This window comes from Catenuloplanes japonicus (assembly GCF_000717135.1).
In the GTDB taxonomy this organism is placed as follows: Bacteria; Actinomycetota; Actinomycetes; order Mycobacteriales; family Micromonosporaceae; genus Catenuloplanes; species Catenuloplanes japonicus.
Genome location: NZ_JNXY01000016.1, coordinates 158,039 through 169,841, shown reverse-complemented (window position 1 = coordinate 169,841; position 11,803 = coordinate 158,039). Strand labels below are relative to the sequence as shown.

Below are 11,803 nucleotides of genomic sequence, written 5' to 3'. Positions count from 1 at the left end.
GCACCGTCGAGGCGCGCGGCTCGTCCTACTTGTGGTTCAGGCCTCGCATCAGCGCCAGGATCGCGCGGTTCAGCGGCACGTCGACGCCGTGCTGGTCGCCCAGGCGCACGACCGCGCCCGTGATCAGCTCGTGCTCGGTCGCGCGGCCGCCGGCGCGGTCGTAGAGCATCGAGGTGCCGTCGTTCGGGCCGAACGAGTCGTACATGTCGAACGTGCGCGCCACGTCGTCCACGGTCAGCGCCGCTCCCTCGGCCACGCCCACGGCCACGGCCTCGTGCAGCAGCGCGCGGGTCAGCGTGCGGACCGCCTCCTCCTGCTGGATCACGGCCATCCGCTGCAGCGTGAGCGCGGTGACCGGGTTCGCCCCGGCGTTGGTGAGCAGCTTGCGCCAGGCCGCGGTGCGGAAGTCCGCCACCTGCTCGACCGCGAGCCCGGAGCCGGCCAGCAGCGCCGCGAAGCGCTCGCCGGGCAGGTCGCCGGCGGTGGACGCGGCGGGCGTGGCGGCCGGCGCGTCGAACGCGGCGAACGACTCGGGCCCGGCGGTGTCCGGGCAGCCCTGCACGGTCAGCCGCGCGCCCTTGCGGTGCAGCACGTGGCCGCGCTCCAGCAGCTCGGCGGCGACGTAGACCAGCGCGGGCAGCAGCGTGGCGCCGGCCGGCAGCAGCGGGCCGACGCGCTCCGCGTGGTCGACGCCGTTCTGCAGCACGACCACCGTGGTCTCCGGGCCGATCAGGCCGTCGAACCAGGCGGCGGCACCGGCGACGTCCTGCGCCTTCGTGGCCAGCAGCACCCAGTCGGCGGTATGGGCCTCGCCCGGGTCGACCAGCACCGGTATGTCGAGTTCGCGAACGCTGTCGGACCGCTCTATGACCAGCCGCTCGGGCCGGGTGCGCGCGCACAGCACGACGTCGTGGCCGGCATCGTGTGCCGCCTCCGCGACCACCAGGCCGACCGCTCCGGCACCGATAACCGCGACGCGGGTGTGTCTCGTGGACATGGACCTGCCTCCCGTACAAGTGAGAAGATTTTCTCACTTAGGCAGTGTGCACGATCTTGGTTGCGGGCTCATTACAGGGACATGGCGACCGCGCGCGTACAATCCCGGACATGTCGCTGCCAACTGGACGAGCCCGGTCCGGCGCGGCCGAAGAGGATGAGCGGCCCCGCCGCAGCGATGCGCGGCAACGCCGGTCCGCGCTGCTCACGGCCGTGGGAGAGCTGATCGCCGAGCGCGGGACCGAGTTCCCGCTCGCCGAGGCCGCCGAACGCGCCGGGATCTCCACCGCCACCGCCTACCGCAACTTCTCCGACACCGGCAGCGCGGTCGACGCCTACTTCGCCGACCTGATGGGCGACCTGCTGGACGCGTTCGACGGACTGCCGGTCGGCGACGACCCGATCTCCGACATCCGCGTGCTCTGCCACGAATGGGTCGCGCAGGCCACCCGCTGGGGCGCCGCCGCCGTCCACATGAGATCGCCGCGTGGGCTGCTGGCCAGGCGCAATGTGGAGGACCCGTTCATCGGCGGGCTCTACGACCGGCTCGCCCGGCTGGTCGAGACCGCGATGACCCGCGGGCGGCTGCCGCAGCAGGACGTCCGGTTCGCGGTGCTGATGTGGGTGACGATCTTCGACGAGCGCGTGGTGATCGACCTCACCGGCACGCTCGGCTGGAGCGAGAAGACCGCAGCCGACCATTTGACCGAGGCGTTGCTGCGCACGTTCGGCGTACCGCCGGCGGTCATTCCGCGCGCGATCTTCAGTTGACGAAAAGGCCCGGCCGCATCGGCCGGGCCTTCTCCGTCGTGGGTCAGGTCACTCCGGGAACGCGTCCGGGTCGACGCCGCTCGTGCTCGCGTTGCCGCCGACCGACGCCGCCAGGCTGATGTCCCAGGTCGTGTACTGCGTCGAGGTCGTCGTGAACCTGATCGAGTCGTCGAACTTGCTGAACGAGCAGTCCCGGTTGAACCGCTTGCCGTCGAAGTCCCGGCCGTCCGTCACGAAGATCGTGTAGTTGCCGTCGTAGATCTGGTTCACCGTGAACTTGTTCTTCGCGTGGATGTAGATCGAGATCTGCGGCGTGTTCTCGCCGTCCTTCACGATCGTGACCAGCGCGTCCAGGTCACCGCCGTTGTCCACGGTCAGCTCGCCCAGCCCGCCGCGCACGCTCTTGACGAACGTGCCGTTCGCCGGCCGCCGGTTCTGCTCCGCCAGCGCCTTCGACATCCAGGCGCCGACCGCGAGGCTCGGATCCTTCGCGGACAGCGCCGCCGCTGCGTCCCGCAGCTCCTGCGCCGCCTCCGACCGGGAGACCGTCGCGTTCGCGGTGGAACCGGTGCATACCTCGGAGCTCTCCGCGGACAGGCTCGCGTCCAGCACCTCCGTGCTCAGCCCGGTCAGCGCCTCCACCAGCCGGTCGTGCTCGGCCGCCACCGACGCCGGCGGCGTGACCCGCGCCAGCTCGTCCGCGGACGCGCTGAGCTGCTCGCCGAGCGTGTCCGCGGCCGCGGTCAGGTCCTTCGGGTTGTTCGCGCCGTTCATCGCGTCGAAGCTCGGCTTGATCGCGCCGTCCAGCGTCCCCAGGATCGTCTTGTACTCGGCCGCCGTCACCGGCTCCGGCGCCACGCTCTCCGTCACGGTCGGCGCGCCCTCACCGCCGCCGTTGGTCTCCTCGACCGCGGCCGGGTCATCACCACCCCGGAGCAGCAGCACCGGCACCGCACACGCGCCGGCGCACAGCAGGACCGCCAGCACGGCACCGATCACGATCAGCGCGGTGTTGCGCTTCGGCTTCGGCGGCGGAGAAGCAAAACCACCAGGAGCCCCGAGGGGGTACGACCCCGGCTGCCCCCACTGCGGCTGCGCGCCACCGGGCTGCGGCGCACCCCAGACCTGCGCACCGGGCGCGGGCGCGTTCGGATCCGGCACACCGGAAGCGGGCATCCCGGAGACGGGGTAGCCCGGGGTCCCCGGCGCGGGCGGGTAGCCGGCGGCGGCGTTGGGGTCCTGCGGGTAGCCGGGAACGCCGGTCGGCGGCGGGTAGCCGGGCGTGCCTGCCCCGGAGACCGGTGGGTAGCCGGGCTGGCCGGGCCCGGAGACCGGCGGGTAGCCGGGGGTGCCCGCGCCGGAGACCGGCGGCGGGTAACCAGGCTGGCCGGGGCCGGACACCGGCGGATAGCCCGGTGCGCCCGAAGCGGGGGCGCCGGAGACGGGCGGATATCCGGGCGTGCCCGGAGCGCCGGGGGCCGGCGGGTAACCGGGGATGCCGGAGGACGGAGCACCGGAGACCGGCGGGTAGCCCGGCGTGCCCGGAGCCGGGGCGCCGGAGACGGGCGGGTAGCCCGGCGTGCCGGCGGCCGGAGCGCCGGGGATCGGCGGGTAGCCGGGGGCGCTCGGAGCACCGGAGGGCGGCGGATATCCGCCGGTCGGCGGCGGGTAGGTGCCCGGGGCGGCCGGGATCGGCGGGTAGGCAGGCGACTGGGCACCGGCGTCCGGCTGGTAGCTCGATCCGGGCACCGGCGGGTAGGCCGTCGAAGGCGCGGCCGAGGTCGGCGGGATCCCGGGGGTGGCCGCCTCACCGGCGGCGTCGGACGTGCTCGTCGGCATCGTGTAACCGGGGGAGGCCGGGGCCGTGGCGTCCGCGGCCGGCACGGGCTGCGTGCTCTCCGGCTGGAACGGCTGGTCCGCCTTCTCCGGTGCGTCGCCGGACCGCGCGTTCGCGGCCGCCGCGGCTCCGGCCGTTCCCGCCACGAACGCGGCCGGGATGATGACCGAGGTCTTGTCGCTCTCGTTCTCGGCCGGCGCGGATCCGGACTTCTCGTCCGGCCCGGACGCGGCCGGGGCGAGGTCGGCAGCGGTGAAGACCGAGGTCTTGTCGCCGTCGTCGGCCGTCGTCGGCGTCTCGTCCGTGCTGGTCGCGGCGGGGGTGAAGGCGGCCGTGCTGATGACGGAGGTCTTGTCCGCGTCGTCGTCGGCCGTGCTGGGGGTCGCGTCGGCCGTGCTGCTGAACGACGTCTTGTCGTCGTCGGCCGCTGCCGGGGTCTCGTCCACGTCGGTGGAGGCGGCGGGCGGAGCCGGGGTCTCGTCGGGGGCAGGCGTGACCGGGGCGACGGAGATGACCGACGTCCGGTCCTGGTCGTCGTCGGCCGGAACCCGCTGCGTGGTCTCCGCGTCCGGTGCGACATCCGCCGAGGTCTTCTCGTCCGCGGCCTGCGCCGGCTCCTCGTCGGACAACGCGGCCCCGGTCACCGGCTGCGTCGCGTCGTCCGCGGGCTCGACGACCGCCCGGGTCGCGTCGTCCGCGGGCCCGGCCGCTGCCGGCGTCGCGTTCTCCGCAGGCGCGGTCGTCGCGGGCGCCGTGTCCTCGGCGGCGAACACGGTGGTCCGCTCGTCCGCGTCGCTGTCCGGCGCGGGGATGACCGCCGCGCGGTCCTCGTCGGCGACGCTCGGCGCCGCGACCTCATCGGTCCCGCTCACCGCGGCGGTCTCGTCACCGGCGCTCGGCGGCGCGGCCACATCCGGCTCCTCGGCCGGAACGCTGTCGTCGCCCGCCCGGATCACCGTGGTCCGGTCCCCGTCGGAGGAATCGGTCGTGGTCGTCGAGTCCGCGGCGGACGGCAGCCCCGCCGGAATGACGGAGGTCCGGTCGTCGTCGGCCGGGATCGCGACCGTCTCGTCACCGGTGGCCGTGCCGCCTGCCGGGATCACGGTCGTCTCGTCGCCGGCGGGGGCGGCCGGGATGACCGTGGTCCGGTCCTCGTCGGTGGTGCCGCCGGTGAAGCCGGTCGGGATGACCGAGGTGCGGTCCTGGTCGGTCCACGGGAGCGCGGGACCGGACGGGATGACGGACGTCGCGTCCGAGTCCGCGGGTGCGGGCGGGAGCGGCGCCGTCTCGTCGTACGGCGTCGGCAGCGGGATGATCGACGTGGTGTTGTCGCCCGGGACGGGCGGCGGCGGGGGGAGCGGCGGCAGCGGGATCGCCGCCGTCGCATCATCGGAGACGGACGCCCCGACCCGCACGTGGATGGTGAGCTCCGGCGGCCCGTCCGTGGACGTGGCGTCGTTGCGTGGAAGCCGGAGGATCGCACCGTCGACGATGCCTGACGGCAGGTTGATCGCTATGAGCCGTCCGTCGGACGGCAGCGCGATGGTCTTCGTCGTGCCTGCGGCCGCTTCCGCGGCGGTCAGGTCGACCGTTACAACGTCAGACTCGCCGCTCGGCTGTCCGCTCCCCGAATCCCGTGCCATCACTGGATTATGCAAGTGCGTGTCACGCCCGCCCCCGGCAGGCTGATCACCGACAGCGACATCACGCCATCGATACACACCGGAATTGTTGCGTAACCCCTGGTGATGCCGACAATCTACCCAACGATGTCCACTTGGTGTGCCTGTGCTGGTCGTGAAGATTTCCCGCAGAGATCACAGTGACCGCAGCACGCGCACCCGGTCCGCGAGCACGCGCCGGGTCACCTCGGCGTCCGGCAGCGCGTGGTCGAAGCCGTGCGTCAGCCCGGGGTGCACGTGCAACTCGGCGGAGACGCCGGCCCGCCAGAGCTTCGCCGCGTACGCCACGTCCTTGTCCCGGAAGATGTCCAGCTCGCCCACCTCGATGTAGGCCGGCGGCAGCCCGGACGCGTCCGCCAGCCGGGCCGGCGCCGCGACCGGATCGGCCTCGTCACCGCCGAGCAGCGCCTCCCAGCCGACCGCGTTGTTCGCGTAGGTCCAGGTCGCGACCGGTGCCAGGTGCGGGTCCGGCGCGGTGGTGCGGTCGTCGAGCATCGGGTAGATCAGGATCTGGCGCGCCACCGGCACACCCCGGTCCCGGGCCAGGATCGCGGCGCCGGCCGCGAGGCCCGCGCCGGAGCTGTGCCCGAAGAGGCCGATCCGCGCCGGGTCCACGCCCAGCTCCGCCGCGTGCGCGTGCAGCCAGGTCAGCGCCGCGAACACGGCCTCGGCCGGCGCGGTGCCGCGGGCCTCGGGCGCGCGCGGGTGCTCCACGGACAGGAACGGCACGCCGGACCGGGCCACGTGGTCCGCGACGAACGGCGCGAACAGGTCCACGCTGCCCGCGACCATGCCGCCGCCGTGGACGTGGACGACGGCGGAGCCGGGCTGCGGCCCGTCGGCGGAGAACCAGACAAGATCGGAGCGCACAGGGGTACGCCGCACCGTCTTCCGCGGCGGCATGGCGTCGCCGATCTGCCCGTACAGCGTCGCCACCGTCTCCCGGATCTCCTGCCAGCCGGTGTCGGTCATGTCGAGTCCTCCCTCGATCGGTACAGAACCGGGGAGAACCGTAGGAACTAGAGTCCGGTCCAGATCAAGTGCGGAAGGCGGCGGTATGGGCGGCGACACGTTCAGCAGCGGCGAGGTCAGCGAGATCACCGGCATGAGCGCGCACGCGCTGCGCTACTACGAGCGCGAGGGCCTGTTCCCGGGCCGGGTCGGGCGCACGGGCGGGCGGTGGCGCACGTACACGCGGCAGGACGTCGAATGGCTGCTCGGCTGCGCGCGCCTGCGGGCGTCCGGCATGCCGGTGGCGGACATCCGGCGGTACGCGGAGCTGGTCGCGGCCGGTCCGGGCAACGAGGAGGCGCGCCTGGAGCTGATGCGCGCGCACCGGCGGCGGGTCGAGCGGCAGATGGCGGAGCTGCGGGTCAGCCTGGACGCGATCGCCACCAAGACGGAGACCTACGAGAAGGCGGTCGCGGACGGCGCCGCGGCCACGCTCTGGACCGGCGAGGAGCCGCTGGTCTGCGCGCTCGCGGCGCCGGACACGGAGGCGCTGGCGCGGCTCCGGCGCCCGATGAGGTGAGGTGCCGGTCGGGCTCAGATGGGCCGGCAGCCGACTCGCGGGCCGCTATTTCCTGAAATTTCGGGCGTGGAGCGCCCGATGTCCGCGGTCGACAAGCCAAAGGCGCGGAGCGCCCGATGCCGCGCTCCGGCCGGCCCCTGATGCCGGAGCGCGACAGGCGAGGCGCGCCGTCCGATCCCCCGGGTCACAGCGACGCCGGCCGGGGTCAGGCGGCCGCGGAGGTGAGCTGCTGCGCGCGTTGCAGCGGGGCCCGGACCGCGCGCAGGTCCGCGCCGATCTCCCGGGTCACAGCGACGCCGGCCGGGGTCAGGCGGCCGCGGAGGTGAGCTGCCGCGCGCGTTGCAGCGGGGTCCGGTCCGCGCGCAGGTCCGCGCCGATCTCCCGGGTCACAGCGACGCCGGCCGGGGTCAGGCGGCCGCGGAGGTGAGCTGCCGCGCGCGTTCCAGCGGGGCCCGGACCGCGCGCAGGTCCGCGCCGACCGCGGTGGCCAGCATCGCGGGGCCGGGCAGCGGCATGGCGGCGGCGGTGTCGCCGAGCGGGGTGGCCGGGGGAGGGCCGCCGTCGGACCAGGCCGGGTCGATCACGATCAGCGTGCCGGTGGCGCGTCCGCCGAGCACGGCGGGGCCGGACCAGCCGGGCGCGGCCGGGCCCACGGTCAGGTCGTGGCGGTAGAGCGTGCGGTCCGCGTACCGGACGGTGGTGTGCAGGCGGACCGCGCCGGAGTCCTCGCCGTGCCGGCCGCAGACCAGCTCGTCGCGCCAGACCAGCGTGCCGCCGTCCGCGACGTCGACCCGGGTGACCGCGTCGTGGTCGCAGCCGGCGGCGCCGATCAGCGGCTCGGGCAGCCAGTGCAGCAGACCGCCGCGCGCCACCGTGGCGTGCACCTCGACCAGCGAGGTGTCCGGGCGGCCGTGCGCGTGCGGCGTGGGCAGCGCGATCGAGGCCGCGACCGTGCGGACCACGAGCGCGGCGCCGGACTCCACGGTGATCTCGATGCGCAGCCGGTCGCCGCCGAGCGGGCCGGCCGCACCGCCGACCAGGTGCACGTCCGCGGGCACGCCGGGCTGCCGCGTCCCGGTCCGCCGGACCAGCAGCGGCGGCTCCCCGGCCAGCGTGGGCAGGCTGGTGCCGCCGCGGCCGTCCGGCGCGGCGACGATGCGCGCGACCGCCCTCATCGGGCCGGCTCCCGTGTCCGTGCGGCCGCGGTCATCGGGGTGGTTTTGGCATCCGCGCTACCGCCCTCATCCGCGCTACCGCCCTCATCCGCGCGGCTTTCGCATCCGCACGATCGCCCTGGCCGGCGTGACACCTGTGTCCGCACGACCGCCGTCATCGGGCCGGCTCCCGGCGCAGGACCGCGTTTCCGCAGCTCGGAGTTGGCTGCGCGTGCGCCGGTGCGCCATCCGAGCGCGCCGGGACCGTGATCAGGCACGCGTTCCCGGCGCGCGGTCGCCGTTCCGGCGGCGTTCCCGCCACCACGGCCGGCGACCGGGCCGGCTCCTCGGAGTGCGGGTTCGGTGCGGGCGGCGGCGTACCCCCGTGGACGTTGAATGTCAAGCGACTGCGACGCGGGAGGTGACCTGGGCGCGGACCCAGGCGGCGACCTGGGACGCGCCCTTGTCCTCGGCGATGGATTGGAAGATGGTGGGGAGGTCGCCGCGGCGGGCGCGGGCGTCGCGGTCCATGACGGACAGGTCGGCGCCGACCAGCGGGGCCAGGTCCGTCTTGTTGATGACCAGCAGGTCGGCGGTGGTGACGCCGGGGCCGCCCTTGCGCGGGACCTTGTCGCCGCCGGCCACGTCGACCACGAAGATCTGCGCGTCGATCAGGCCCTTGCTGAACGTGGCGGTGAGGTTGTCGCCGCCGCTCTCGACCAGGATGAGGTCGAGCGGGCCGAGCTGGGCCTCCAGGTCCTCGACCGCGTCCAGGTTCGCGGAGATGTCGTCGCGGATCGCGGTGTGCGGGCAGCAGCCGGTCTCCACGGCACGCACGTGGGAGGCCGGGAGCACGCCGTTGCGCAGCAGGAAGTCGGCGTCCTCGGTGGTGTAGATGTCGTTGGTGACGACGGCGAGTCGCAGCTCCGCGGCCAGGGAGCGGCAGAGCGCGGCGACCAGCGCGGTCTTGCCGGAGCCGACCGGGCCGCCGATGCCGATCCGGAGCGCGCGGCGGTTCTCGGTCAGGGGCGCGTGCGGGTCGGGTCCGGGATCCATCGGCCCGTGGCCGTGCGGGACCGTTCCGTCGGTGTCCTTATGAGGCAAAGAGACGCACCTCCCAGGTGGCGTGGTGTTCGGCGCCGATGTCCAGCAGCGGAGCACCGTCCGCCGGCAGGTCATCGAGCGATTTTTCGAGATAGGTCATGGCTTTGGTGGCGATGGTGTCGCAGTCCGGGGCGAGCCGGGCCAGCAGCGCGTGCACGCCGTAGGGGTCCAGGCCCAGCAGCCGCACGGCCGCGCTCGCCGGACCGCTGATCGTGTGCCAGGCCGCGGCCACGGCGGCCTGCTCCGGCGCGAGCCCGGCCGCGGCCGCGACCACGCCCAGCGCGACCGGCTGATGCACGTCCGGCCGGTGGAGGGCGGGTGCCGGCCACATGGCACGACCGGCCCGGAACAGCGCTTTTCCCTGCGCGCGCGAGGCGTGGCGCAGCGCGGGCGACGGCGTCCGGACCTCGAAGGCAAAATCAAGATCCTCGATCGCGTGGGTACGGGCGCAGCCTGCTCCCGCGAACGCCGAGGCCACCAGCCCGCCGGTGGCCAGACGTCCGCGCAGGAACGCGTCCACGTCCGCCAGGTGGCGAATCCGTCCGGCGCTGACCTGTGCCTCCAGGCCGGACGAGTGCGCGTGACCGCCCGCCGGCAGCCGCCCGTCCGCGAGGACGAGCAGCGTGGCGAGCGATCCGGCGGCGGTGGTCATCGGGCGGTCATCAGAAGAGGAAGTAGCGCTGGGTCATCGGCAGCGAGTCGACCGGCTGCGGCTCGACCACGTCGCCGTCGATGCGGACCGTGAACGTGTCCGGCTCCACCTCGATCCGCGGCGTGGCGTCGTTGAGCGGCAGGTCCGCCTTGGACACGTGCCGCGTGCTCGCGATCGGGGCCAGACGGCGCTTGACGTCGAGCCGGTTCGCCAGCCCGCCCTCGATCGCGGTCTGGGACACGAACGCCAGGCTGGTCGCGGCCGGCGCGTTGCCGTAGGCGCCGAACATCGGCCGGGGCAGCATCGGCTGCGGCGTGGGGATGGACGCGTTCGCGTCGCCCATCTGCGCCCAGGCGATCATGCCGCCCTTGATCACCAGGCTGGGGCGGACGCCGAAGAACGCCGGGTCCCACAGCACCAGGTCGGCGAGCTTGCCGGGCTCGACGGAGCCCACCTCGCCGTCGATGCCGTGCGCCACCGCGGGCGCGATCGTGTACTTCGCGACGTACCGCCGCGCCCTGAGATTGTCCTTGCCACCGTCGCCGGCGAGCCCGCCGCGGCGGGCCTTCATCACGTGCGCGGTCTGCCAGGTGCGCAGGATGACCTCGCCGATGCGGCCCATCGCCTGCGAGTCCGAACCGATCATCGAGATCGCGCCGAGGTCGTGCAGCACGTCCTCCGCGGCCATCGTGGTCGGTCGGATCCTGCTCTCCGCGAACGCCAGGTCCTCCGGGATCGACGGCTTCAGGTGGTGGCAGACCATCAGCATGTCGATGTGCTCGGAGAGCGTGTTGCGCGTGTACGGCCGGGTCGGGTTCGTGGACGAGGGCAGCACGTTCGGCTCGGAGGCGACCGTGATGATGTCCGGCGCGTGGCCGCCGCCCGCGCCCTCGGTGTGGTACGCGTGGATCGACCGCCCGCCGATCGCGGCGAGCGTGCTCTGCACGTAGCCGGCCTCGTTGAGCGTGTCCGTGTGGATCGCGGCCTGCACGCCGGACGCGTCGCACACGCGCAGGCAGGCGTCGATCGCGGCGGGCGTGGTACCCCAGTCCTCGTGCAGCTTGAAACCGCCGGCGCCGGCCCGCAGCTGCTCCCACATGGACTCCGCGGAGACCGTGTTGCCCTTGCCGAGCAGCAGCACGTTGACCGGCCAGACGTCCAGCGCCTCGAACATCCGGGACAGGTACCAGGCGTTCGCGGTCACGGTGGTGGCCTTCGTGCCCTCGGCCGGCCCGGTGCCGCCACCCATGATCGTGGTGATGCCGGAGGCGATCGCCTCCTCCAGGATGCCCGGCGCGATCAGGTGTACGTGGGAGTCGATCGCGCCCGCGGTCAGGATCTTCCCGTTGCCCGCGATGACCTCGGTGCCCGGCCCGATGACCAGGTCCGGGTGCACGCCGTCCATCGTGTCCGGGTTGCCGGCCTTGCCGAGCGCGACGATCCGGCCGTCCAGGATGCCGACGTCGGCCTTGATGATGCCCCAGTGGTCGAGCACGACCGCACCGGTGATGACGGTGTCGAGCGCGTTCTCCGCCCGGGTGGCGAGGGACTGGCCCATGGACTCGCGGATGACCTTGCCGCCGCCGAAGACGGCCTCGTCACCGCCGCCGGCCCGGTCCTCCTCGACCTCGATCAGCAGGTTCGTGTCGGCGAGCCGGATGCGGTCGCCGGTGGTGGGGCCGTAGAGCGCGGCGTACCGGCGCCGGTCGATCATGCTCATGCGCTCGTGTCCTTCTCGGTCCTCGCGTCGGCCGGGCCGGTCTTCGCGTCGAGTGGGCCGGCGGACTCGCCGCGGAGGCCGGGGACGATGCGGCGACCGCCGAGCGGTACCAGGTCGACCTCGCGCGGCACGCCCGGCTCGAACCGCATCGACGTGCCGGCCGGGACCGCCAGCCGGTGCCCCCACGCGGCCTGCCGGTCGAACTCCAGCGCCGGGTTGGCCTCCGCGAAGTGGTAGTGCGAGCCCACCTGGATCGGCCGGTCACCGGTGTTCGCCACCGGCAGCGTCAGCACCGGCTTGCCGGCGTTGATCTCGATCTCCCCGTCGCCGGGCAGGATCTCTCCGGGAATCATGCT

The 11,803-nt window shown here is 73.9% G+C and carries 10 protein-coding genes; 2 read left to right on the top strand and 8 right to left on the bottom strand.

Features of this window, described 5'->3' with window-relative positions; genetic code table 11:
- Positions 1 to 25 precede the first annotated feature (25 nt).
- On the bottom strand, positions 26 to 997 hold the full coding sequence (locus OP04_RS22700; RefSeq protein WP_033341794.1) for a 2-dehydropantoate 2-reductase: 972 nt from the start codon (positions 995 to 997) through the stop codon (positions 26 to 28).
- 110 nt (positions 998 to 1,107) lie between these two features.
- On the opposite strand from OP04_RS22700, the gene OP04_RS22695 reads away from it, so the two are divergent.
- The gene (locus OP04_RS22695; protein ID WP_063746662.1) at positions 1,108 to 1,767 is read left to right on the top strand and encodes a TetR/AcrR family transcriptional regulator; all 660 of its coding nucleotides are present in this window, start codon (positions 1,108 to 1,110) and stop codon (positions 1,765 to 1,767) included.
- A 48-nt stretch (positions 1,768 to 1,815) separates the two neighbouring features.
- On the opposite strand, the gene OP04_RS22690 is transcribed toward OP04_RS22695, so the two are convergent.
- The gene (locus OP04_RS22690; RefSeq protein WP_033341793.1) at positions 1,816 to 5,247 is read right to left on the bottom strand and encodes a hypothetical protein; all 3,432 of its coding nucleotides are present in this window, start codon (positions 5,245 to 5,247) and stop codon (positions 1,816 to 1,818) included.
- A 174-nt stretch (positions 5,248 to 5,421) separates the two neighbouring features.
- A complete protein-coding gene (locus tag OP04_RS22685) occupies positions 5,422 to 6,258 on the bottom strand; it encodes an alpha/beta hydrolase (protein WP_033341792.1) in 837 nt (278 codons plus the stop codon).
- Between the two features lie 85 nt (positions 6,259 to 6,343).
- On the opposite strand from OP04_RS22685, the gene OP04_RS22680 reads away from it, so the two are divergent.
- Positions 6,344 to 6,817 (top strand): MerR family transcriptional regulator, encoded by a 474-nt coding sequence (locus OP04_RS22680; protein ID WP_051798682.1) that lies wholly within the window; start codon positions 6,344 to 6,346, stop codon positions 6,815 to 6,817.
- Positions 6,818 to 7,224: 407 nt separating this feature from the next.
- On the opposite strand, the gene OP04_RS22675 is transcribed toward OP04_RS22680, so the two are convergent.
- From OP04_RS22675 to OP04_RS22655, 5 genes are all read right to left on the bottom strand, one after another.
- A complete protein-coding gene (locus OP04_RS22675) occupies positions 7,225 to 7,992 on the bottom strand; it encodes an urease accessory protein UreD (protein ID WP_033341791.1) in 768 nt (255 codons plus the stop codon).
- 378 nt (positions 7,993 to 8,370) lie between these two features.
- Entirely contained in the window at positions 8,371 to 9,027 is a 657-nt protein-coding gene (ureG, locus tag OP04_RS22670) for an urease accessory protein UreG (RefSeq protein ID WP_051798680.1), read from the bottom strand.
- A 37-nt stretch (positions 9,028 to 9,064) separates the two neighbouring features.
- A complete protein-coding gene (locus OP04_RS22665; RefSeq protein WP_033341789.1) occupies positions 9,065 to 9,727 on the bottom strand; it encodes an urease accessory protein UreF in 663 nt (220 codons plus the stop codon).
- A 10-nt stretch (positions 9,728 to 9,737) separates the two neighbouring features.
- Positions 9,738 to 11,447, bottom strand: coding sequence for an urease subunit alpha (locus OP04_RS22660; RefSeq protein ID WP_033341788.1), 1,710 nt, complete (start codon positions 11,445 to 11,447; stop codon positions 9,738 to 9,740).
- Positions 11,444 to 11,800 carry an urease subunit beta gene (locus tag OP04_RS22655; RefSeq protein ID WP_033341787.1) on the bottom strand — a complete coding sequence of 119 codons (357 nt, stop codon included), beginning with the start codon at positions 11,798 to 11,800 and terminating at the stop codon, positions 11,444 to 11,446. Before OP04_RS22655 ends, OP04_RS22660 begins: the two co-directional genes overlap by 4 nt.
- Between the last annotated feature and the right edge of the window lie 3 nt (positions 11,801 to 11,803).